This window comes from Streptomyces boluensis (assembly GCF_009908195.1).
Classification (GTDB): domain Bacteria; phylum Actinomycetota; class Actinomycetes; order Streptomycetales; family Streptomycetaceae; genus Streptomyces; species Streptomyces boluensis.
Window position 1 is genome coordinate 1 of record NZ_JAAAHS010000016.1, and the last position, 21,643, is coordinate 21,643.

22 protein-coding genes are annotated in these 21,643 nt (G+C 71.2%); 19 read left to right on the forward strand and 3 right to left on the reverse strand.

Translation table 11 applies throughout. From position 1 onward, the window contains the following. The 15 genes from GUY60_RS03950 to GUY60_RS04020 form a co-directional block, all read left to right on the forward strand. On the forward strand, nt 1–280 hold a 280-nt coding region (locus tag GUY60_RS03950), incomplete at its 5' end, for an acyl carrier protein (protein WP_246234258.1). After that, nucleotides 277–1,485, forward strand: coding sequence for an acyl-CoA dehydrogenase family protein (locus GUY60_RS03955; RefSeq protein ID WP_161693773.1), 1,209 nt, complete (start codon nt 277–279; stop codon nt 1,483–1,485). The genes GUY60_RS03950 and GUY60_RS03955, both read left to right, overlap by 4 nt. Further along, nucleotides 1,478–2,647, forward strand: a complete 1,170-nt coding sequence (locus GUY60_RS03960; protein ID WP_223178658.1) for an acyl-CoA dehydrogenase family protein — start codon at nt 1,478–1,480, stop codon at nt 2,645–2,647. Before GUY60_RS03955 ends, GUY60_RS03960 begins: the two co-directional genes overlap by 8 nt. After that, nucleotides 2,644–3,306, forward strand: a complete 663-nt coding sequence (locus GUY60_RS03965; protein WP_246234260.1) for a 4'-phosphopantetheinyl transferase family protein — start codon at nt 2,644–2,646, stop codon at nt 3,304–3,306. The genes GUY60_RS03960 and GUY60_RS03965 overlap by 4 nt, the downstream gene beginning before the upstream one ends. Then, the gene (locus GUY60_RS03970; RefSeq protein ID WP_223178659.1) at nt 3,297–4,268 is read left to right on the forward strand and encodes a hypothetical protein; all 972 of its coding nucleotides are present in this window, start codon (nt 3,297–3,299) and stop codon (nt 4,266–4,268) included. The genes GUY60_RS03965 and GUY60_RS03970 overlap by 10 nt, the downstream gene beginning before the upstream one ends. Before the next feature lie 2 nt (nt 4,269–4,270). Further along, nucleotides 4,271–5,824, forward strand: a complete 1,554-nt coding sequence (locus tag GUY60_RS03975) for an amino acid adenylation domain-containing protein (RefSeq protein ID WP_246234262.1) — start codon at nt 4,271–4,273, stop codon at nt 5,822–5,824. A gap of 61 nt (nt 5,825–5,885) precedes the next feature. After that, complete coding sequence (locus tag GUY60_RS03980; protein ID WP_161693777.1) at nt 5,886–6,389, forward strand: flavin reductase family protein; 504 nt, start codon at nt 5,886–5,888, stop codon at nt 6,387–6,389. A 220-nt stretch (nt 6,390–6,609) separates the two neighbouring features. After that, on the forward strand, nt 6,610–7,509 hold the full coding sequence (locus GUY60_RS03985; protein WP_161693779.1) for a LysR family transcriptional regulator: 900 nt from the start codon (nt 6,610–6,612) through the stop codon (nt 7,507–7,509). A gap of 179 nt (nt 7,510–7,688) precedes the next feature. Further along, nucleotides 7,689–8,156, forward strand: a complete 468-nt coding sequence (locus GUY60_RS03990; protein ID WP_223178660.1) for a cobalamin B12-binding domain-containing protein — start codon at nt 7,689–7,691, stop codon at nt 8,154–8,156. Continuing rightward, entirely contained in the window at nt 8,153–9,520 is a 1,368-nt protein-coding gene (locus tag GUY60_RS03995; RefSeq protein WP_161693781.1) for a methylaspartate mutase, read from the forward strand. Before GUY60_RS03990 ends, GUY60_RS03995 begins: the two co-directional genes overlap by 4 nt. Nucleotides 9,521–9,620: 100 nt before the next feature. Beyond that, nucleotides 9,621–10,568 (forward strand): transporter substrate-binding domain-containing protein, encoded by a 948-nt coding sequence (locus GUY60_RS04000; RefSeq protein ID WP_312866175.1) that lies wholly within the window; start codon nt 9,621–9,623, stop codon nt 10,566–10,568. Nucleotides 10,569–10,631: 63 nt separating this feature from the next. After that, nucleotides 10,632–11,663, forward strand: coding sequence for a DMT family transporter (locus GUY60_RS04005; RefSeq protein WP_161693783.1), 1,032 nt, complete (start codon nt 10,632–10,634; stop codon nt 11,661–11,663). After that, complete coding sequence (locus tag GUY60_RS04010; RefSeq protein ID WP_161693785.1) at nt 11,660–12,703, forward strand: aspartate-semialdehyde dehydrogenase; 1,044 nt, start codon at nt 11,660–11,662, stop codon at nt 12,701–12,703. The genes GUY60_RS04005 and GUY60_RS04010 overlap by 4 nt, the downstream gene beginning before the upstream one ends. Beyond that, the gene (locus tag GUY60_RS04015; RefSeq protein WP_312866176.1) at nt 12,700–13,839 is read left to right on the forward strand and encodes an amino acid kinase family protein; all 1,140 of its coding nucleotides are present in this window, start codon (nt 12,700–12,702) and stop codon (nt 13,837–13,839) included. The genes GUY60_RS04010 and GUY60_RS04015 overlap by 4 nt, the downstream gene beginning before the upstream one ends. A 5-nt stretch (nt 13,840–13,844) precedes the next feature. Next, a complete protein-coding gene (locus GUY60_RS04020) occupies nt 13,845–14,882 on the forward strand; it encodes a TauD/TfdA family dioxygenase (RefSeq protein WP_161693787.1) in 1,038 nt (345 codons plus the stop codon). A gap of 232 nt (nt 14,883–15,114) precedes the next feature. On the opposite strand, the gene GUY60_RS04025 is transcribed toward GUY60_RS04020, so the two are convergent. The 3 genes from GUY60_RS04025 to GUY60_RS04035 all read right to left on the reverse strand — a co-directional run bounded on the left by GUY60_RS04025 (nt 15,115) and on the right by GUY60_RS04035 (nt 17,465). Next, entirely contained in the window at nt 15,115–15,252 is a 138-nt protein-coding gene (locus GUY60_RS04025) for a hypothetical protein (RefSeq protein WP_161693789.1), read from the reverse strand. A 430-nt stretch (nt 15,253–15,682) separates the two neighbouring features. Then, nucleotides 15,683–16,351, reverse strand: a complete 669-nt coding sequence (locus GUY60_RS04030) for a YdcF family protein (protein ID WP_161693791.1) — start codon at nt 16,349–16,351, stop codon at nt 15,683–15,685. Nucleotides 16,352–16,367: 16 nt separating this feature from the next. Then, complete coding sequence (locus GUY60_RS04035; protein ID WP_161693793.1) at nt 16,368–17,465, reverse strand: helix-turn-helix domain-containing protein; 1,098 nt, start codon at nt 17,463–17,465, stop codon at nt 16,368–16,370. Between the two features lie 421 nt (nt 17,466–17,886). Here GUY60_RS04035 and GUY60_RS04040 point away from each other — a divergent pair, with 421 nt between their 5' ends. The 4 genes from GUY60_RS04040 to leuC all read left to right on the forward strand — a co-directional run bounded on the left by GUY60_RS04040 (nt 17,887) and on the right by leuC (nt 21,598). Further along, a complete protein-coding gene (locus GUY60_RS04040; RefSeq protein WP_161693795.1) occupies nt 17,887–18,279 on the forward strand; it encodes an ATP-binding protein in 393 nt (130 codons plus the stop codon). 87 nt (nt 18,280–18,366) lie between these two features. Further along, nucleotides 18,367–19,488: an NAD-binding protein gene (locus GUY60_RS04045; RefSeq protein ID WP_161693797.1), complete on the forward strand. Its 1,122-nt coding sequence runs from the start codon at nt 18,367–18,369 to the stop codon at nt 19,486–19,488. 5 nt (nt 19,489–19,493) lie between these two features. Continuing rightward, the gene (locus tag GUY60_RS04050) at nt 19,494–20,036 is read left to right on the forward strand and encodes an NUDIX hydrolase (RefSeq protein ID WP_161693799.1); all 543 of its coding nucleotides are present in this window, start codon (nt 19,494–19,496) and stop codon (nt 20,034–20,036) included. Nucleotides 20,037–20,191: 155 nt separating this feature from the next. Next, a complete protein-coding gene (leuC, locus tag GUY60_RS04055; RefSeq protein ID WP_161693801.1) occupies nt 20,192–21,598 on the forward strand; it encodes a 3-isopropylmalate dehydratase large subunit in 1,407 nt (468 codons plus the stop codon). The last annotated feature ends 45 nt before the right edge of the window (nt 21,599–21,643 follow it).

The window sequence follows — 21,643 nt, forward strand, 5'->3', positions numbered from 1 at the left end:
TGAAGTTATGGACCCCCGACTGACCGAACTGCTCACCCCGTTCCTGAAGTTCCTCGGCGACCAGGAGATCACCGCCGGCTCCTCGCTGCGCGATCTCGGCCTGGACTCGATGCAGGCCATCGAGCTGCTTTTCGCCATCGAGGACACGTTCGGCGTGACGCTGCCCGACGACGACATGAACGACGAGACCTTCGCCACCGCCGGCAGCCTGTGGGCCGTGGTGAGCGCCGTGATCGACGCCGACGAGCCGAGCGGCGCCCCGCAGGAGCTGGCCGCATGACCGCGCCCACGCTCGCCGCGCCCCGGCCCGCGCCCCGGCGCGCGGCTCCGGCGGCCACCGTCGTCGCGCAGCGCACCGCCCAGGTCGCCGCCGTCGCGGCCGAGCACCTGGCACGGCACGACCGCGACGCGTCCTTCCCCGTCGAGGCGCTGGCCGAGATGCGCCGCACCGGCCTGCTCGGCCTGCTCGTGCCGCGTACGCACGGCGGGCTCGGCGGCTCCGTCGACGACGTGGTGGCCGCGGGCATCGCCCTCGGCCGCGTCGACATGTCCGTAGCGATGATCTTCACGATGCACTGCCAGCAGGTGGCGGCCCTGGTGCGCTACGCCGACGACGGGCTGCGCGCCGAACTGCTGCCCGAGATCGCCGCGGGCCGGGTCTATCTGGCGTCGGTGACCACCGAGGCCGGCAAGGGCGGTCATCTGCTCAGCTCCGCGGCGGCGCTCGGCCGCGAGGACGGGCACCTCGTCCTCGACCGCTTCGCGCCGATCGTCACCGGCGGCGAGCACGCCGACGGCTTCCTGATCACCATGCAGAGCCCGGAGTCGACGTCACCGAACCAGGTGTCGCTGGTGTACGCGCACCGCGAGCAGCTCACCGTCGAGCGGTCCGGCGACTGGCAGCCGCTCGGCATGCGCGCCAGCCACAGCGTGGCGCTGCGCCTGACGGGTACCGTGCCGGACCGCCAAGTGGTGGGCGCGCACGGCGACTTCAGGGCGATGGTGACCGCCGTGTTCGGGCCGATGGCGCATCTGGGCTGGTCGGCCTGTTGGCTCGGCACGGCGGCGGGCGCGCTGTCCCGCGTACTGAAGCTGCTGCGCGGGCCGCAGAGCCGCGGCCGGGTCGACCTCGACTCGGAGCTGCTGCTCACCCGGCTCTCCCGGGCCCGGCAGCGGCTCGACACCGTGCACGCGCTGCTTGCCCGCGCCCAGCACGTCGTCGCCACCGAGGACGACCTCAGCCCGCCGCGTATCCAACTGCTGCTCAACGGGCTGAAGATCACCGCGGCCGAGGAGTGCCATCAGGTCGTCGAGGGTCTGGTGGAGGCCGTGGGAATGCGGCACGGCTACCTCAAGGACTCGCCCACCCGGCTCGAACAGAGCCTGCGCGACCTGCGGTCGGCCGCGCTGAACTACAGCAACGACCGGCTCCACCTGGTCGACGGCAAGCTCGCCCTGCTCGATCAGGAGGTGCGCCTTGCCTGAGACCCGCGCGGCACCGCCCCCCGTCGCGGCGGACCACACCGCCACGGACCACAGCGCCACGGACCACCGCGAGCGGACGGCGGTCGCCCTGGCCGGGCTGCCCGCGCACGCGCCGGTGCCCGGGGTGTGGGCGGCGCTCGGCGCCGCGGGCGTGCTGCGCGACCTCTACGTCCCGGCGATGTCCGGCACCCCGGACCCCGGCCGGCTCGCCGGGCTGCTCGGCGCGGTGGACGCCCGCGGCGAGAACGGCGTCACGCTCAGCGTGCTCGTACAGGTGGCCAGCGCGCTGCCGGTGCTCGCCGCGTCCGCCCCGCCCTCCGGTCCCGTACGCGATGTCCTGGCCCAAGTCCTCGACGGGGCCGCGACGTTGGCGCTGGCCGCCACCGATGCGGCCGCCGCCGGCTCCGACCTGGCCGGGCTCGGCACCGAGGTGACGCTCGGCCCGGACGAGGTGGTCGTCGACGGCGGCAAGCGGTGGATCACCACGGCCTGCGCGGCCGACCACTTCCTCGTCCTGGCCCGGCACAAGGCGGGCCGGCACTTCTCCAGCTTCACGTGGGTGCTTGTCCCGGCCGACGTGCCCGGCGTGGACGTCCAGGCCGCCGACAGCCACCTGCTGACCGGCGGCGGCGTGGGCCACGTCCGGTTCACCGGGGTCCGGCTGCCCGCCGCCCACGTCGTGGGCCGGCCGGGCCGCGGCATGCTGAGCTTCGCGCAGCACATGGGTACGGAACGGCTCGCGGGCGCGCTGTGGGCGGTGGCGCTCACCACCCGGGTGCTCAGCGACACCAAGGTGCGGCTCGCCCTGCGTGAGGTCGACGGCCGGCCGCTGTGGCAGGACGCCTCGGTGCGCCGCCGCTTCGCCGACTGCCTGGTGCAGGTACGCCAGTTGCGGGCGCTCTGCGACAGCCTCGGCACCCGGGTCGTACGCCATCACGACCTCTCGGCGGCCGCGCTGCTCAAGTCGGCGGCGGCGCTGGCCGCCGAGCCGGTCCTCGCGACCTGCGCCCAACTGCAGGGCGCCGACGGGTTCCGCCGCGGCGGCGTACAGCAGACCCGGAGCGAGGCCGCCGTGTTCGGCATCGGCGGCGGGGTCACCGAACTGGTTCTGGGCGCGGTCGCCGACCACGCGGACAAGGTGCTCAAGGAGCTGCGCTCATGACGTTCCTGATGACGCAGGTGGCCCCGAAGGTGTGGGTGGCCGGTGGCCGCGGGCGCCGTTGGGCCGAGGCGGAGCCGCACCCGCTCGACCGGGAGACGGCCGCCGGGGCGCCGCCGTGGCGGGTGGCGGAGTTCCGCGCCAGCCGGGCCCTGCTGCGCCATCTGCTGCGCGCCACCCTGCCCGGCCTGGCCGACGCGGCGGTGACCGCCGACGCGCAGGGCCGGCCGGTCCTCGACGGGCATCCGGAGACGGGCATCAGCATCTCCCACGACGGTGACGCCGTCGCCGTCGCCCTCGCCCCGCACCGCAAGGTCGGTGTCGACGTACAACTGCCGCCCGACACCGCACCCGAGTCGCTGCTACGCCGCTGCCTGGGCGCGCACGCCCCGGAGGTGATCCCGCTCCCCGAGGGGCGGCGGGCCGCCGAGCTCGCCTGGGTGTGGACCGCGCAGGAGGCCTGTGTGAAAGCCGAGGGAAGCGGCCTCTCCGGGCGGCCCTGGGCGATCGACGTGCCGCCCGGCGGCCGGCACGGCCGCTGGGACGCGTTCACCTGGGTCAGCCTGCGCGGCCGCTCCCGCACCCCGTTGAGCTGCGCCTTCACCGCCCCGTACGTCGACAGCGCCGCGATCCGCGGCGCCGAGGAGGCCTCGTGTTCCTGACCGGTGCCCCGGCCACGATGCCGGACCTCAGCTGCTACACCACCAACCTGCTCGCCCACCTCACGCCCGACGTGCCCGATGTACGGCGCCGCTTCGCCGAGTCGGTGCGGCTCGCGGTGCGGGTGGATCCGGACGCCGGTGAGCTGGGCGCCGGTGAGCTGGCCTTCTCGCACCACCCCCGCGTCGACATCACCCCGGACGGCCGCGAGCTGGCCTACCGCGGCGCGCCCGACTGGCCCTCGGCCCGCGTCGCGCTCCTCGACCAACTGCACGCCGACGGGCGGGTGTTGGCGGTGGGCAGCGTCCGCCATCTGCCCTGGGCGCCCGGCTACGGCCGTGCCGACGCCCCGCACTGGGTGCTGCTCCGCGAGTACCGGGACGGCCGCTGGTTCGTCGCCGACCACTTCACGGCCCTCACCCCGCACGGCGAGCAGGAGCCCTACCTCGGCTGGCTCACCGACGGCGAGCTGGCCGCGGCGCTCACACCGGCGCAGGACCCGCCGCCGGAGGTGGCCCGCCGCGACCGGTTCGCCCTGGGCGGGCAGGTCCCGGTGCCGCCCGCCGGACACCACCGCTGGCTGGCCTGGCAGCCCCGCACGACCCCGGTGCCGCCCGCCGATCCGGGTCCGGGCCGGTGGAGCCTCGATACGGCCGAGTCCCTGACCCGGGTCGCGGCCGTCCTGCGCGACCACCCCGAGGCACTGTCGCGCCACGTCGACGACCTGTGGGCCGCCGCCCGCCACCACACCTACCGGCTCGCCTTCGCGGTCGCCGACGGGGCGCTGCACCCCGAGCGGGCGGCCGCGGCGACGGCGGCGTGGGGCGAGCTGCCCAGGACCCTGCGGTTCGCCGCCCAGTCGGCCGCCCGCGGCCGGCCGCGCCCCACCGTCGTCGACCGCTCCATCGAGCAACTCCTCACCGCCCAGGCCGACTTGGGCACCGACTTTCCCCAGGAAGGATGACCATGGACCGGACCCTGTACGAGTGGTTCGCCGGCTCCGTCGACGCCCACGGCGACGCCCTGGCCCTGGAGGTGGGTCAGGAGCGGCTCACGTACGGGCAGTTGGGCGAGCTCTCGGACCGGATCGCCGCCGGTCTGCTCGCGGCGCACGGCACGGTGCCGCGCCGGGTGGGCCTGCTCGCCGAGCGCAGCGTCCTCGGCTACGCGGGCTATCTCGCGGTGCAGCGCCTGGGCGGCACGGTGGTGCCGCTGAACCCGTCGTTCCCGGCCGCCCGCAACACGGCGATCGTCCGCGCGGGCGCCCTGGACGTGGTGCTTGCGGAGGAGACGGGGGCCGCCGAGGCCGGGCTTCCGGTGCCGGTGCTGCCGCTCGCCGGGTGCGCGGACCGCGTGGACCGTGCAGATAGGGTCGAACTCCCGCCGTACGCGGGGGACTTGGACGCGGTGGCGTACATCCTGTTCACCTCCGGCTCCACCGGTACGCCCAAGGGGGTGCCGATCCGGCACCGCCATGCGTCCGCCTATCTGCGGCATGTCGTGCCCCGCTATGAGCTGGGTCCGGGCAGCCGGGTGTCGCAGACCTTCGACCTGACCTTCGACCTGTCGGTCTTCGACATGTTCGCCGCGTGGGGCGGCGGGGCCGCTCTGGTCGTGCCGGGCCGCGCGGACCTGATGGCGCCGTCCCGGTTCGTGGCGGCCAAGGAACTGACCCACTGGTTCTCGGTGCCGTCGGTGGTGTCGGTGGCGCGGCGGCTTCGCAGCCTGGCGGCGGGCAGCATGCCGACGCTGCGCTGGAGCCTGTTCTGCGGGGAGCCGCTGACCCTGCAGCAGGCCGAGGCCTGGCAGCGGGCGGCGGCCGGCAGCCGGATCGAGAACCTGTACGGGCCGACCGAACTGACCATCAGCTGCACCGAGTACCGGCTGCCGCCCGACACCGCCGACTGGCCACGGCCCGCCAATGGCACGGTGCCGATCGGCACCCTGTATCCGGGCCTTGAGCAGGTGGTCCTGGACGCCGACGGACTGCCGTGCGAGGACGGCGAGTTGTGCGTGCGCGGCCCGCAGCGCTTCCCCGGCTATCTGGACCCGGCGAACAACGCGGGCCGCTTCGTCCGGTACGAGGACGGCGAGCGGGCCCGGGACTTCGACGGCGGCGGGCCCGTGCCCGACGCGCTCTGGTACCGCACCGGCGACCGGGTCGCCCGGCAGGACGGCCACCTGGTGCACCTGGGCCGCCTCGACCAGCAGGTCAAGGTGCGCGGCTACCGCGTGGAGCTCGGCGAGATCGAGGCGGCGCTGCGTGAACTGCCGGGCGTACGGGACGCGTTGGTGGTGGCGCTGCCCGGAGCGGACGGCGAATGCGACCTGGAGGCGGTGTGCACCGGCTCGCCCGCACCGCCGCAGGAACTGCTCGCCGCGCTGCGGCTGCGGCTGCCCGCGTACATGGTGCCGCGCGGGATCAGCCGCTACGAGGAGCTGCCGCTGAACGCCAACGGAAAGGTCGACCGCAAGGCGGTGACCGCCGAGATCGCCGAGTCCGTCGCCCAGCACGCCTGAGTACGCCCTTATCCGCACGGCCTTATCCGTACGCCCTTAGCCGCCTGAAGGTGAGCAGTCGATGACCACCGAAAGTCTTCTGTCCGCGCCGCCCGTGGTGTCCGGCGACCGCTTCCGGCACGCGATGGCGCGCCTGCCCACGGGCGTCGCGGTGGTCACCGCGACCGGCCCGGACGGGCCCGTCGGCTGCACGGTGAACGCGGTCATGTCCCTGTCCCTGCGGCCGCCTTCGCTGCTCGTGTCGCTCGGCACCGGCAGCCGCACCCTCGACCGGATCCTGTCCTGCGGCTCCTTCGGCGTGAACGTACTGCCGTGGTCCGCCCGGCAGTTGGCCGGACAGTTCGCGGTGGGCACCGCGGCGCAGCGCTTCGCCGGTGTCGACTGGGAGCCGCGCCACGGCGTGCCGGTGCTGAGCGCGGCCGCGGTGGGCGTGGTGTGCGCGATCGGCGAGACGGTGCGCCTGCACGACCACACGCTGCTCGCCGGGACCGTGCTGTGGACCCGTGCCGACGAGCGGCCCACGACGGTCCTGTACGGGGACGGGCAGCACCGGGTGAGTGCCTGAACGCAGCAGCGACGCGAACCTACCGCCGCGCCGACTCTCCTTCCTCCGTGGGGAGTCGGCGCGGCTCACGCGTTTCTGACCCCGGTTGGACCCAGGCACATTCCGGTCGCGGGCACTGTGTGCCACCGGTTGGCGCTTCCGCCGGAGGCGGACCGCTCGGCAGGCTCGATGTCTCTACCCCTCTGTGGAGCAACGTCTCGAATCCCACCGGGAGAAACCAATGGACATAAGGCAACTTCGGACCTTTCACCGTGTGGCCGCGCTGGGGAGCTTCACCCGGGCCGCGGCCGAGCTGAACTATGCGCAGTCGAGCGTGACCGCGCAGATCAAGAGCCTGGAGGTATCACTGGGCAGCGAGCTGTTCGAGCGGGTGGCGGGCAAGGTGAAGCTCACTCCCGCCGGTACGCGTCTGCTGCCGTACGCCGGGCAGATGCTGTCGCTCGCCGACGAGGCGCGCGGGGTGGCCTCGCCCGACGCGCAGCCTGAAGGTGTGCTGACGATCGGCACGATGGAGAGCATCACCTCGTACCGGATGCCGACCGTCCTTGAGTACTTCCACCACCGCTACCCGCGGCTCCAGATCGCGCTGCGGCCGAGCCTGTGCGCGGAGACGCTGCACTCGCTGCGTCAGGGGGTGTTCGACGCCGGTTTCCTGATGGAGGCCGAGACGCAGCACTCCGGTGTGCACAGCGAAGTCCTGGGCGTGGAGCCGCTGGTCATCGTGGCCGCGCCGGGGCACCGCCTGGCCGGCGAGTCGAAGGTCGACACGGACGAGCTGCGCACCGAGTCGGTGCTCGCGCCCGAGGCGGGCTGCGCGTACCGGGAGCTCCTGGAGGCGGAGCTGAACGACGGCTCGGGTGAGCCGGTGCCGTTCCTGGAGTTCGGCAACATCGAGGCGATCAAGCGCGGTGTCGGCGCGGGGCTCGGCGTCAGCATGCTGCCGCGGATGACCGTCACCGACGAGCTGGCCGCCGGCACGCTCGTACCGCTGGCGTGGGAGCCGCCGTTCGAGCTGTACACGCAGCTCGCCTGGCGCAAGGGGTCCCAACTGTCCCGCGAGCGGCAGGTGTTCGTGGAGCAGGTCATCACGTTCCTCAGCCAGGAGTACCAGGATTCCTGATCGGCACCGCACTGACGGTCCTTCACATGAGCGGCCCGCATGCTGTTCATGAATGGATTCGTTTTATCGATCGGTGCAGCCGATAACGGCCATCTGGTACGGCGAACTCATCTCCTGGACTTCACTCTCCGCACCGCAGAGACTTTTGGAGTCCCAGTTACACAACAAGGAGAAACCCCATGTCCCAGGTCATGCTCCCGGCGAAGCGGTTTGTCGTGTCGAGCGTGTCTTCCGATGCCCATATGTGGAATCTCGTCTTTCTTCAGCTACTGCTCGAGGAGCAGGGCGCGCACGTCACCAACCTGGGAGCTTGTGTGCCCGACGATCTCATCATCGAAGAATGCCGCCGATCGCGACCTGATGCGCTCGTCATCAGCACGGTCAACGGACATGGCCATCTCGACGGTCTCCGGCTGATCCGCCGCATACGCGAGGAACCGGATCTGGCGGATCTGAGAGTGGTGATCGGCGGAAAGCTGGGGGTGCGCGGCGCGGAAAACATCGTATTCGCCGAGGAATTGGCACTGAGCGGTTATGACGCGGTGTTCGAGGCGGACGGCGGTATCGAGAATTTCCAGGAATTCCTGGGAACGCTCGACGCGCCCGCCGAGCGGCCCGCGCTCGCCTCCTCGGGGGTGGCGGCATGAACGCGCCGATACGTTCCTCCGAGGGTGCCGTGGCCGCGGCCCGGACGCAGGGGCGGTTCTCGCGCTACGTCCACGGGGCGCACGCCGACGGCCGGCTCGTGGTGCAGCCGCGGATGGGTTTCGCGGATCTCGCCACGATGCGGGAGGGGCTGCTCGGGGTGCGGGGCGCCGATGCCACGGCGACCGGCACGATCACCCTGGACAGCTACACCCGTGTCAACGACCACGACTCGGCGCGGCAGGCGCTGCGCACCGGTGCGGAGCTGAACGGCTTCCCACTGGTGGCGCACGGCCCGGACGCCACCCGGCAGTTGCTGGACTCGGTGTCGGGTCCGGTGTCGGCGTCGGGCGGCCGGGACTTCCCGGTGCAGGTGCGGCACGGTTCCGCGTTGCCGTACCCGTTGTTCGAGGCGATGGTGGCCGCGGGCGTCGACGCGACCGAGGGCGGCCCCGTGTCGTACTGCCTGCCCTACAGCCGGGCCCCGATCAGTGCGGCGGTGAAGGCGTGGGCGCAGTGCTGTGAGCTGATCGCCGCGCAGCCCGATCCGATGCACCTGGAGAGCTTCGGCGGCTGCATGCTGGGCCAGTTGTGCCCGCCGAGTCTGCTGGTCGCGCTGAGTGTCCTGGAGGGGTTGTTCTTCCGGGAGCACGGGCTGAGCGACATCTCGTTGAGCTACGCGCAGCAGACGCACCCGGGTCAGGACCTGGAGGCCATCGCGGCGCTGCGCCGCCTTGCCGGTGAGCGGCTCGCGGAGGCCGACTGGCACGTGGTGCTCTACACGTTCATGGGGGTGTTCCCGCGTACGCCCGTGGGGTCGTTCCGCATCCTCGAGGAGAGTGTGCGGCTCGCGGTGCGCAGCGGCAGTGAGCGGCTGATCGTGAAGACGCCGGCGGAGGCGCACCGTATTCCGACGATCGCCGAGAACGTGGACGCGCTTGAGTTCGCGGCGTCCATCGCGCGGGACGAGGCCGGGCGCGGGGCGGAGGTCGCGCCGACCGAGTCGGGTGTGTACGAGGAGGCCCGCCTCCTGGTGGACAGCACTCTTGAGCTGGCCCCGACGGTCGGTGAGGCGCTGATCCGGGCGTTCGAGCGGGGCCATCTGGACGTGCCGTACTGCCTGCATCAGGACAACGCCAACAAGTCGCGGGCGTACGTCGATCCGGCGGGGATGCTGCAGTGGGCCGAGGCCGGGCGGATGCCGTTGCGTGTGGAGCGGGGCGCCTCGCGCCGTCCGGTCAGCGCCAAGGGCCTCCTCACGATGCTCGGTTTCAACGAACAGCGCTTCGACCGTGAGCAGTTGACCAACGGCCACCTCCGGGGTCTGCAGTACCCGGGGCGCACGGCCCGGCGGGGCCTGTCGTGAGCGGCCCCGCGCGCTGTGCGCTGCGCCGGGTCCGCGTCCTGCGTATTCGGACCGTCAACAGCCTTTGCCAGAGCTTCCGTTCCTATCCGAGGAGCACTTCGTGACCAGCACTCCCACCCTCGATGCGGTACGCGGACGCGGTGCGCTGCGTGCCGTGGTGAGCCGCGGTATCCGTGGTCTGTCGCAGCGTGGCGACGACGGCCGCTGGGTCGGGCTCGACACCGATATCGCCCGCGCCGTGGCTGCCGCGGCGCTCGGTGACGGCGAGGCCGTCGACTGGGTGTCGTCGGACCCGGCGGACCGGCTCACGCATCTCGCCGCCGGTGACGCCGAGCTGACCGTGTCCAACGTGAGCTGGACGCTGGGCCGTGAGGCCTCGCTGCCGGTGCTTTTCGCGGGGGTGACCTGCTACGACGGTGAGGGTTTCCTGGTCCGCGCGGACAGCGGCATCACCGCGCCCGAGCAGCTCGCCGGGCAGCGGGTCGCCGTGCAGGCCGGCACCACGAGCGCCGCCAACCTGGCGTCCTGGTACGGCGCGCGGGGCCTCGCGGTCGAGCCGGTCGCGCATGCCACGCCCGCCAAGACGCTGGCCGCGTACGCCGACGGGGCGTGTGTGGCGTACGTCCTGGACCGGGTGGCGCTTGCCGGGGAGCGGGCGGCGCTCGCCGATCCGGGCGCGCACCGCATCCTCGATGAGGCCATCTCGCGGGAGCCGATGGCGGCCGCGGTGCGCGACGGTGACGCGGCCTGGTTCCGGCTCTGCCGGTGGGTGCTGCAACTCCTGGTCTCTGCCGAGCTTCACGTCAACGAGGCCGTCGAGGTCGGCGAGCGGGAGAAGGCACTCGCGCAGGCCGCCGAGGCCGCGGGAGCGCACGGCGCCGCGATCGGCCTCGACCAGGACTGGGCCGCGCGCGTCCTGGCCGCGGTCGGCACGTACGCGGACGTCTACGAGCGCAACCTCGGCCCGGCCACGGGCCTGAACGTGCCGCGCGGGATGAACGAGCTGTTCACCCGCGGCGGCCTGCAGTACGCCGTGCCTCTGCACTGATCACAGTCTCCGTACCGGTCACTGACCATCCGTCACTTTCCTTCTGAGAAAGGCCTCTTCCCCATGAGTTCCGATACCCGCGCGGCAGGCACGGAGACGAAGGGCGCGGTAGAGTTGACCGCCGCCATGGTGCTCTCCGGCACTCTCGGCGTCTTCGTCATCGAGTCGGGCGCCTCGCCCTTCAACGTGGTCTTCTTCCGCTGCCTGTTCGGAGCCGCGGCGCTCGGTCTGTACTGCCTGGTGCGCGGCTTCTTCAAGAACCACGGCTTCACGCCCAAGAAGCTGGGCCTGGCCGCGCTCGGCGGCGCGTTCATCGTCTTCAACTGGGCGTTCCTCTTCGAGTCGTACGAGGGCACGTCCATCTCGGTGGCGACGGTCGTCTATCACACGCAGCCGTTCTACGTGGTGCTGCTCGGTGCGCTGCTGTTCCGCGACAAGCTCACGGCCACCAAGTTCGGCTGGCTCGGCATCGCGTTCGTCGGCCTGATCCTGGTCGCCGGGGTGTCCGCCTCGGACCTGACCGGCGGCGGTGACAGCGCCTATCTGCAGGGCCTCGGTTACGCCCTGCTCGCGGCCGTGTTCTACGCCGCCTCGACGGTGATCACCAAGCGGGTCACGGGCGTGAGGCCGCACCTGGTCGCCCTGGTGCAGGTGGTTCTCGGCATCTTCCTGCTGCTGCCGTTCACGACGCTGAGCGAGACGAAGGACCTCGGCGCCGACTGGGGCTGGCTGGTCGGCCTCGGCCTGATCCACACCTGCGTGATGTACGTCCTGATGTACTCCGCGTACCAGAAGCTGCCCACCCCGAAGATCGCCGTCCTGGCGTTCGTGTACCCGGCGGTCGCGATGCTCATGGACTGGGCGGTCTACGGGCACAGTGTGAGCCTGCTGCAGGCGCTCGGCATTCCGCTGATCGTCGCCGCGAGCCTGGGCATCAACCTGGGCTGGTCCTTCAAGGGCCGCCCCGCCGCGGCCACCGCCGCGAAGCCCGCGGTCCAGGAGCCGGCTGCCGCCGCGCCTGCCGCCGAGGAGCCGGGCGACGCCGCCACGGCCGCCGAGTCCAAGATCGAGATCAAGTCCGGAGGCACCCGATGACCCTCGTCACCGACCCCAAGGCCCCGCGCGTCGCCATCGTCGGCGCGACCGGCGCCGTCGGCAACACCCTGATCGGCCTGATCGAGCAGCGCGGACTACGCTACCGCGACATGCGCCTGGTCGCCTCGGCCCGCTCCGCGGGCACCGAGCTGACCGTGGACGGGGTGGCGTACCCGGTGCAGGCCGTCGACGAGTTCGACTTCTCGGAAGTGGACCTGGCGTTCTTCTCGGCGGGTACCGAGGCGAGCGAGAAGTGGGTGCCCAAGGCCACCGCCGCCGGCGCGGTCGTCATCGACAACACCATCGCGTACCGCATGGACCCGGACACCCCCCTTGTGGTGCCGCAGGTCAACGCGCACGAGCTGGACCGGCGGCCGAAGTCCGGTGTGATCGCCAACCCCAACTGCTCGACGATCCCGCTGGTGCGCCTCCTCAAGGGTGTGGAGGAGCGCTGGGGCATACGTCAGGCCGTCGTCAGCACGTACCAGGCGGCGTCCGGGCTCGGGCACCCCGGTGTGGAGGAGCTGCAGGACGCCAGCCGGGCGAGCCTCGACCATCCCGAAGAGGCGTACCCCAACAAGGAGTTCACGCCGTCGCTCGCCTTCAACGTCATTCCGAAGATCGACCGGTTCCTGGACTCGGGCTTCACCCTCGAGGAGCAGAAGATGCTCCAGGAGTCCCGCAAGATCCTCGGCATACCGCACCTCGATGTCACCACGACGTGTGTGCGGGTGCCGGTGGTGAACGGGCACTCGGAGGCCGTGTGGATCGAGACGCAGGGCGTCGTGGACCGCACCGAGCTGGTCGAGACCCTTGCCGCGCTGCCCGAGGTGACGGTGCACGACCGGGAGTCGCCGCGCGAGTTCCCCACCCCCGCCACCATCGACGACCGCGACCAGGTGCACGTCGGCCGGGTCCGCGTGAACCCCAACAACCCGCGCGCCTTCTGGCTGTGGCTGGTCGCCGACAACCTCACCATCGGCGCCGCCCTCAACGCGATCCAGATCGCCGAGGAGCTCATCGCCCGGGAGACGCTGTGAAGGGCTCGCCGCCGACGGCACCGGAGCAGCCGGTCGCGGTCCTGAAGTTCGGCGGCTCCAGCTTCCGCACCCTGGCCGCGTACGGGCAGCTCGCCGAGGCGCTGGCCCGGCGGGTGCAGAGCGACGGCACGCGTCTGGTGGTCGTGGTGAGCGGCCAGCCGGGCGAGACGGAGCAGTTCCGTGAGCGCCTCAGCCAGGTCAACCGGCACCCGGAGGACGAGACGGTCGCGGGTCTGCTGACCCTGGCCGACACGGTGGGCGCACAGCTCCTGGCCACCGCCCTGCACCGGGCGGGCCGCACGGCGACGGTGCTCGCCGGGCACCAGCTGGGCCTGGTCACCGACTCGGCGTTCATGTGGGCCCGGTTGGAGCACACCGACCCGGAGCCGCTGCGTACGGCGCTGCGCGACAACGAGGTCATCGTGGTGCCGGGCGGGCAGGCCGCCGACCGGGAGGGCCGGCCGACCTGGCTGGGCAAGAACAGCTCGGACCTGTCCGCGGTCGCGGTGGCCGCGGCCGTGGGCGCCCGGTCCTGTGAGATCCACTCGGACGTCGACGGCATCTACAGCTCGGACCCGCACCTGGTCACCGGCTCGCAGCTGCTCGGCCAAGTGTCGTACAACACGGCCGCGTTGATGTCCCTGTACGGCGCGAAGGTGCTGCACCGAAGGGCGGTGCGGCTCGCGCAGCGCAACAAGATCGAGATCGTGTGCCGCTACAACCGGGACCCGTTCCCCGCCGGTTCGGTGATCGGCCCGGCCGGTTCCTCGGTGGCGGCCGTGGTGCTCAACCAGCGCTCGGCGGCTCTGCGGTACGCGACGGACGAGCTCGCCGACCAGGCGTTCGCCGCGTTCCACGGCGCCAACATCGATGTCGTACGCCTCACTTCGGGACCGCTGGTGGCGGTCACGGGCGGCTTCGTCGACCTGCCCGAGTTCCAGCGGCGCAACGGCATCACCCCGGGTGAGTACGCGGGTGTGCCGGTGACCGCGGTCCGCGGCAGCCAGGTGGCGACCCAGCTGGCGGCGGACGAGGAGGACGCGCTGCATCTGACGCAGCGTCTGCACGACTACGTGAACCGTCCCGGCGCGGACGTGGACCCGAACGCGCCACTGCTAGAGATGCAAGGAGCCTGACAGACATGACCGCGACCACCGACCACGGCGTCCCGGCCGCCCCCGTCCTCGCCCCGACCTTCCGCGAGATAGCGCTGCCCGACGCGGTACGGGACGCCCTGGGCGAGCAGCTCGCGAAGCTGCCCGACCCGAACACCGACATCGACCGTTCGTCGACCCGGCTGCTGCAGATCTTCGCGGACCTGCCGACCGAACTGCTCCAGCAGATCCTGGACTTCGGCCGCCACATCGACACCCCCGGTGTGTCCCTCGTCAGCAACCTGCCGGTCGACGCGGACCTGCCGGACACCCCGTCGGACGGCGGCCCGAGCCGTGCCAAGAAGACATTCGTGGCCGAGGGCGTGCTGCTCGGCCTGAGCGGTCTGCTCGGCGAGCCGATGGGCGTACTCACCGAGAAGGCCGGGCAGTTGGTGCACGACGTCATCCCGGTCGAGGGCGGCTCGATGACCCAGACGAACCAGGGGTCAGAGGTCTTCCTCAACTTCCACAGCGACATCATGCACGACGTGATCGGCCGCTACGACGTGGCCAACCCCGACTTCCTCGTGCTGAGTTGCCTGCGCCCGGACCACGAGGGCATCGCCGGCACCTTCTACGCCGACGCCCGCGACATCCAGGCCGCGCTGCCTCCGGAAACCCTGGAGACGCTGCGCAGCCCGCTGTTCCGCCTGAACGCGCCGGGCAGTTACGTCCGGGACGTGGCGGGCGGCCAGGACGTGCTGTCCGAGCCGGTACCGATGATCAACGGCCATCAGGACTACCCCGAGATCGCGATCTCCGCGAACGGCGTGCACCCGCTCACCAGCGGCGCGCGCGAGGCCCTGGACACCCTCCAGGAGGTCTGCGGTCAGGTCGCCCACCAGGTCCAACTCCGCCCCGGCCAGGCCCTGTTGATCAACAACCGCAAGGGCGTGCACGCCCGCTCGACGTTCACCGCGCGCTACGACGGCCAGGACCGCTGGCTGCAGCGGACCTACGTACGCCGCAGCCTGTGGAACGTCCGCTACCGCGTGACCGACGAGAACCGCCGGGTGCACTACTGATCCGTACCTGCCCCCTGACGGGGCGCGCCGCCGCCACGACCGTCGCGACGGCCGGCCCCTCCCTTCCGCCCCGCACCGCGCCGAGCGATCCCCGGCGTTGTGCGGGGTTCTTTTTGTTCGCATATGGGGTGTACGGCACCAAATCGGCTTGTGGGGTGGCGATTTACCGCGGTAAATCGCCGTCGGTGCTCCGGGGACTCCTGGGGGGGCGCCGTATGACCTCGACGCCCCCTCATCCGGCGGCTACACCGCCCGCGCCGTCGGACCCGGTGCCGCCTTCGGCGGCGGGCGCCCGGTCCGTGACGGGGTGCGTCTGCTCGGACGCACTCGTCGTCGTGGTACGGGGCTTCTTCTTCCAGAACGGTCGCATCGCCGATCTCTTCCTTGTCCAGGAATGGATGGCGAGCTGGGAGGACGGCTCCTTGAAGCGCTCCCAACGCACGGAGAAGCGCCGAACTGCCCACTCACCCTGAGGAGAAGGGAGAGCAGGCTCTTACAGGCTGGCGAGGAGCGGACCTGATAGCAGCCGCTTGAGGCGCGTCCGTACCCGGATCAGGTCAGCGGCCATGGATCGCACGAGGCCGGTCCCGAACACGTGAGCACAGGCCAGGACCACCACCACGACGACGGACATCCCCATGGCCCAGCAGGCCGGGAGGGGGCTTCGTCGATCGGTGGGCGGATGCACATGTCCATCATGGCACAGCGGATGACGGCCAACTCACGTGTTGCTGCGGGGTGTTCGCGTTGGTTTCGGATGTAGGTCGAGCGGCCCCGGGGCAGGTGGGTGGGGACGTAGTTCAGGGTGTGATGAGGCGGCTGGTGAAACCGTCGCGGATGAGGGACTCGTACGCGGCATGCACGTCCCCCGGAACGTCCTGCTCGATGGCGAAACCGAGCTTCGGGTATGCGATGACCCGCTGGAGGTCGCCGACGAGCATGTCCAGGACGAGCTTCTCGTCGCCAATGGACTTCAGGTAGTCGTCGAACTCCAGCGGCTCGGATGCGCAGATGACCTCCACGTCGGGCCACAACTTGCGGGCGGTGGCGAACGACCTCCTCTCCATATAGGGCTTGGAGATCAGCAGCACCGAGTTCGGGGTGAGGCCGGCGGCAGCCAGGACGTCACGGGAGAGCGTGATGTTCTGCCCGGTGTTCGTGGCGTTCGGCTCCAGCAGGATCGCCGCGGCGGGGACACCGAGGTCGATGGCGTGCTCGCGGAAATGGACGGCCTCGCCGCGAGGGAACACCTTGGCGGTGGTGGGGCTGTTGCCGCCGGTGAACACCAGGTGCGGGAAGAGTCCGGCGCGATGCAGCTCGGCTGCGGCGGTCGCGACTCCGAGGTCGTGGCTGCCCAGGCCGATCGCCACGTCGGCGGGCCGCACCTGGTGGTGCATCTGGTGGAAGTCCCAGATCAGCTCGGCCCCTCGCCACTGGTCGTCTGTGATGGTCTGCTGGTGGTTGCACACGCGGTCTTCTCCCTGGTCACCGTTGCCGGGGCCCGGCTGGACCCGCGCTGGCCTGCACGCCCTCGATACTGCGCAGTTGGTGCACGAGCCCGTACTTGGCGGCCGTGCCTGCGGCCCGGTCGAGGACGATCAGTCCATCATCGCGGGTCGCCGGATCAGAGAGCAGGATGTGGCCGTGAGCGGTGTCAAGGCGCACGCGTTGCATCGGCGAGTCGGAGATCCCGCTGCTGCGGGCCGTATCGATGAATTGCAAGGCTGCGGTCAGATCCCCGGCGCCCCTGCGAGCCAGGGCGAGTTTCTGCTGGGCCACCGCCCAGTCGTCGGGTTCGGTGAGGTCCTCGAACTCTCGGGTCGCGGCCTGCATGACGCGCGTCGCGCAGTCGTGCTCGCCGTCCTTGCTCAGTGCGGTCCCCACCCACAACCGGGCACGAGCCCGGTCGCGGCGCGACAGCCGGTCATCGACGGCGAGAGTCCCGTAGTCGCGGGCCGCGGTCTCCAGCTTGCCGGACATCTCCGCGACGACCGCGAGGGACAGGTCGAGCTGGGCGACACGGCGCGGGATGTCGAGCTGGGCGAAGACGGAACGGGCACCGGCATAGGAGTGCTGGGCCGACAGCGGCCCGAGCACGGCGCCCTGGTCACGTTTGAGGTCGCCGAGCAGGGCGGTCGAGCGGGCGAACAGATACAGGCCCTTGTCGTCGAGCTCGGCGGACGTGAAGCGGGTCAGCCACCGGCCGAGGAGGGTGTCGGCGAAGGCGAAGCTCTGCCGGGAGAGGGCGACGGCGGCCCGGTCCAGGTCGTCGGTCCACGACTCGTACTCCCAGGCGCGGGGACCGACCGTGGTGACCCGTCGACGGCCGCCACTGGCGCCATGGCCGAGTTCGGACAGGAGGGTCTCGAAGCGCAGGTGGACCGCGGCGTCCGCGCGGGCGAGTGCGGTGTCCAAGATGGCCTGGGTGTCGGGTCTTGGCTCGGTGGCGGCCAGGAGCTTCTCCCACTTGGAGATCGTCGCGACGGCCAGGCCCAGGCGCTCGGCGAAGGCCCGCACGCTGAGGCGCAAAGCTAGCCGCAGGGCCCTGGCTTCCAGGCCGGTCCAGTGGTGCACGGTCGCCACACGTCACTCCCTTCCGCCAGTCATCGAAGCACGGCTGGTGCGGTCGGCGGGACGGAAGTGGAACAGAGGTGGAACAGCCGGTGATTGGCACCGGATCGGCCGACGGCGAGCCTGAAGAGGCCACCACGTGCCGACACTTCTGGACGGTCTTGAGCATGGAACCCCTCACGCAGCATCGCCTCGTCAACGGCCCGGTCGTGTACGGCTTTCTGCGGCTGGTGCGCGTCTCCACGGCCCGGCGGGAGTCCTGGCGGCCGGGGGTGACAGCGGCCGCACGCGGACGGCAGATCGAGGCGGCGGCCGCCCGGCCGCTGCAGGTCCGCCAGGCGCGAGCGTCCCGCACATCGAGCCCGCCTCGCGGTCCGACCCGTCACGGGCGGGGTCAGGATCGCGTTCTGGACGCCGAGACATAAGGGTTTTGATGACCGACAGCATGCAGCAGTTCTTCGCTGCCCGGCCCCAATCCGTCAGCCAGGCACGCCAGTTCGCGGATCGAGCCCTGAAGGGGTGGGGACGCACCGGCCGCGCCGAAGATGTCCGGCTCTGCGTTTCGGAGCTGACCACCAACGCCGTGGTCCACGGCACCACGCGGGGGCATGGATTCCTCCTGCGGATCGACTTCGATGACGAGGTGGTAGGCGTCGAAGTGCACGACAGTCGCCGCCAACAGCCGCAGGTCCGTGACGCCTTGGCCACGGACCTCGCTGGACGGGGCCTGGTTCTGGTGGCCGCGCTGGCCGATGAGTGGGGCATCGAGGACCGCCGCCCCATCGGGAAGATCGTGTGGTCGTGCTTCAAGGCCGGGTCGGCGTGATGCTGAGCGCCCCACGGCCAGGCGTCACGTCCGGCGCCCGGAAGCCCGAGGCCGCCCGCGCCCCTGGACAGATGAGAGGAAACTGACATGGAAGCCTTCGAACGCGCCCGGCTGGACGCCTACTTCGCCCGGACCGTCGCCCAATTCACCCCCAGCGAGCCGACCGCATCGTTTCTGATCACCCATCTGCTGCCCGAACGGCCCGCGTTCGTCCGCGCCGTCGCGGCGATGACCCGGCTCGCGGCCGTGCTGCCCAAGCCCAAATCGGTCAACCCGGCAGCCCAGCGCGAGGTCGAACAAGCCGTCCCCGTCGACACGCTCACCCGCGGCCTGTTCACCGACCCCGATACGGCCCTGGACTACCTCGAGTCCCGCGCCGCGGGTGAAGCGGTGAGCCTGCTCGATGTCGGCGGCTACTTCGCCCCGAGCCTCGCTGACCTGCACAGCCGCTTCACCGGCACCCTCGCCGGAGTCGTCGAGGACACCGAGAACGGTCACCGTCGCTACGAAGATCTCGAGAAGCTGCCCTGCCCCGTCATCTCGGTCGCCCGCTCGCCGCTCAAGGACCCCGAGGACTTCCTCGTCGGCCAGTCCGTCGTCTTCTCCACCGAGGCCGTCATGCGCGACCGCGGCGACATCCTCCATGGCCGGCCCGCCCTCGTGGTCGGCTTCGGGAAACTCGGCTCCTCGATCGCCCGGCTCCTGCACGCCAAGGGCGTCCACGTCACCGTCTTCGACATCGACCCCGTTCGCCGTACCCAGGCCATGTCCCAGGGCTTCGCTGTCGCCCGCGACCGCGAGACCGCCCTGACCGGGGCCGGCTTGGTGCTCTGCGCGACCGGCGCCGTCTCCCTGCGCAGTGAGGATTTCGGGCACCTCCGCAACGGCGCCTACATCGCCACCGTCACCTCCAGCGAGGACGAACTCGATCTCGTCGGACTCCCGGACGTCTACACCCGCACTCAGGTCGGCGACCACGTCACCCGCTACCAGACCACCGGCCACTACTTCTATCTGGCGAATGGCGGCAACGCCGTCAACTTCATCCACGGCGCCAGCGTTGGGCCGTTCATCTTCCTGGTCCAGGCCGAGATCCTCGCTGCGATCAGGATGCTCACCCGCGGCGACCTCGCCCCCGGCATCCATGAGGTCCCCGCGTCCGACCGCGAAGCTATCGCGGCGACCTGGCTCTCCTACTTCAACAGGTGATCACCATGGCCATCACGGCAGACCACATCCGCACCACCCTGAACGCCTACCTCGACGAACACCCCGAGAACGAAAGGGAACTCGCCGTCGCCCTCGGCCTGATCGCCGACGGCGACGACCTCACCAGCCGCAAGACGTCCCCCGGGCACGTCACCGCCGGCGCGATCCTCGTCGACGCCGGCCATCGCGTCCTGCACATCCACCACAACGCCACCGGGAAATGGCTGCTGCCCGGCGGTCACCTGGAGTCCGAGGACAACACCCTCTTGCAGGCCGCGGGTCGCGAGCTGGCCGAGGAGACCGGCATCCCGCCGCACGCGGTCACCCCGCACGGCGAAGGCCCGCTGCACGTCGATACTCACCCCATCGACGCCAACCCGGCCAAGGGCGAGCCCGCTCACCAGCACTTCGACTTCCGGTTCCTGTTCCGCACCACCGCCGACATCGGCGACCTGCAGACCGAAGAGGTCTCCGACGCCGCCTGGCGCGACATCGACCAGATCACCGACCCCCAACTCCGACACCGCATCACCGCCGCCCTGCGCTGAATCACCCCTGCCTGCGAGAACGGACCCTCGAATCGGCCCGCCATGGCCTCGACCGGTCATTCCCCTCACGGCCATGAGCGGGCCGCTGCGTGTGGCCGTCGGGCGGCCCATGATCGACGTACCCGCAGGCAGACGGCAGCGAGTCGAGGGAGACCATGGGTACGACACTGGCGCAGAAGGCATGGGACGCCCATGTCGTGCGACGTGCGAGCGGCGGCGGTAAGGACGATCTGCTGTACGTGGATCTGCAGCTGCTCCACGAGGTGAACACCCCGCAGGCCTTCGACCGGCTGCGGGCCGCGGGCCGGACCGTGCGCCGCCCCGATCTGACCGTCGGCACCGAGGACCACAACACGCCCACCCTCGCCCTCGACCGGGTCATCAAGGACCGGGAGGGGCGCCGGCAGGCCGAGTTGATGCGGTCCAACTGCGCCGAGTTCGGCATCCCTCTGCACCGCTTCGGCGACCCGGGCCAGGGCATCGTGCATGTCATCGCGCCCGAACTGGGCCTGGTACGGCCCGGCATGACGATTGTGTGCTGCGACTCGCACACCACGACGCTCGGCGCGTTCGGCGCGCTGGCCTTCGGGATCGGCGCGAGCCAGGTCGAGCATGTCCTCGCCACCCAGACGCTGCCGATGCGGCCGCTGAAGACCATGGCCGTGAACGTGGAGGGCACGCTGCCCGAGGGGGTCAGCGCCAAGGACCTGGTGCTCGCCCTGATCGCGCAGATCGGCACGGCGGGCGGGCAGGGCCACATCATCGAGTACCGCGGCGCGGGCGTGCGGGCGCTGTCGATGGAAGCCCGGATGACACTGTGCAACATGTCCGTCGAGGCCGGCTCGCGCGCCGGGATGGTCGCCCCGGACGAGACGACGTTCGCGTATCTCGAGCGGTGCCCCGGCATGCCGCAGGGCGAGGAGTGGGACGCCGAGGTCGCGTACTGGCGCAGCCTGGCCAGCGACGCCGACGCCCGCTTCGATCGCGAAGTGACAATTGACGCACGGGAGTTGAGCCCCTACGTGTCGTGGGGCACCAACCCCGCGCAGAGCGTCCCGCTGGCCGGGCAGGTGCCCGCGGCGGCCGACTTCGGCACGGCCGCCGAGCGCGCCGCCGCCGAACGGGCCCTCACCTACATGGACCTGAAGCCGGGCACCGCACTGCGTGACGTGTCCGTGGACACCGTGTTCCTCGGCTCGTGCACCAACAGCCGGATCGAGGACCTGCGCGCCGCCGCCGACGTACTGCGCGGACGCAAGGTCGCCGACGGGCTGCACATGATGATCGTGCCGGGCTCCGCCCGCGTACGCCTCCAGGCCGTCGAGGAGGGCCTCGACCGGGTCTTCGCCGAGGCAGGCGCCGACTTCCGGGTGGGTGCGGGCTGTTCGATGTGCGCGGCGCTCAACGAGGACCGGCTGCTTCCGGGACAGCGCGCCGCGTCCACCAACAACCGCAACTTCGAGGGCCGGCAGGGCCGCGGGTCGCGCACCCACATCGTGTCGCCCGCCGTCGCCGCCGCCACGGCCGTCACCGGACGGCTTTCCTCGCCCGCCGATCTGTGAGCCGGAGCACCGTCATGGAGAAGGCCACCGTCATGGAGAAGGCCA

Coding starts and splice junctions, on each gene's coding strand:
- GUY60_RS03955 (WP_161693773.1), top strand. CDS start 277: ATGACCGCGCCCACGCTCGCCGCGCCCCGGCCCGCGCCCCGGCGCGCG.
- GUY60_RS03965 (WP_246234260.1), top strand. CDS start 2,644: ATGACGTTCCTGATGACGCAGGTGGCCCCGAAGGTGTGGGTGGCCGGT.
- GUY60_RS03975 (WP_246234262.1), top strand. CDS start 4,271: ATGGACCGGACCCTGTACGAGTGGTTCGCCGGCTCCGTCGACGCCCAC.
- GUY60_RS03980 (WP_161693777.1), top strand. CDS start 5,886: ATGACCACCGAAAGTCTTCTGTCCGCGCCGCCCGTGGTGTCCGGCGAC.
- GUY60_RS03985 (WP_161693779.1), top strand. CDS start 6,610: ATGGACATAAGGCAACTTCGGACCTTTCACCGTGTGGCCGCGCTGGGG.
- GUY60_RS03990 (WP_223178660.1), top strand. CDS start 7,689: ATGTCCCAGGTCATGCTCCCGGCGAAGCGGTTTGTCGTGTCGAGCGTG.
- GUY60_RS03995 (WP_161693781.1), top strand. CDS start 8,153: ATGAACGCGCCGATACGTTCCTCCGAGGGTGCCGTGGCCGCGGCCCGG.
- GUY60_RS04005 (WP_161693783.1), top strand. CDS start 10,632: ATGAGTTCCGATACCCGCGCGGCAGGCACGGAGACGAAGGGCGCGGTA.
- GUY60_RS04010 (WP_161693785.1), top strand. CDS start 11,660: ATGACCCTCGTCACCGACCCCAAGGCCCCGCGCGTCGCCATCGTCGGC.
- GUY60_RS04020 (WP_161693787.1), top strand. CDS start 13,845: ATGACCGCGACCACCGACCACGGCGTCCCGGCCGCCCCCGTCCTCGCC.
- GUY60_RS04025 (WP_161693789.1), bottom strand. CDS start 15,252: ATGCGACCGTTCTGGAAGAAGAAGCCCCGTACCACGACGACGAGTGCG.
- GUY60_RS04040 (WP_161693795.1), top strand. CDS start 17,887: ATGACCGACAGCATGCAGCAGTTCTTCGCTGCCCGGCCCCAATCCGTC.
- GUY60_RS04045 (WP_161693797.1), top strand. CDS start 18,367: ATGGAAGCCTTCGAACGCGCCCGGCTGGACGCCTACTTCGCCCGGACC.
- GUY60_RS04050 (WP_161693799.1), top strand. CDS start 19,494: ATGGCCATCACGGCAGACCACATCCGCACCACCCTGAACGCCTACCTC.
- leuC (WP_161693801.1), top strand. CDS start 20,192: ATGGGTACGACACTGGCGCAGAAGGCATGGGACGCCCATGTCGTGCGA.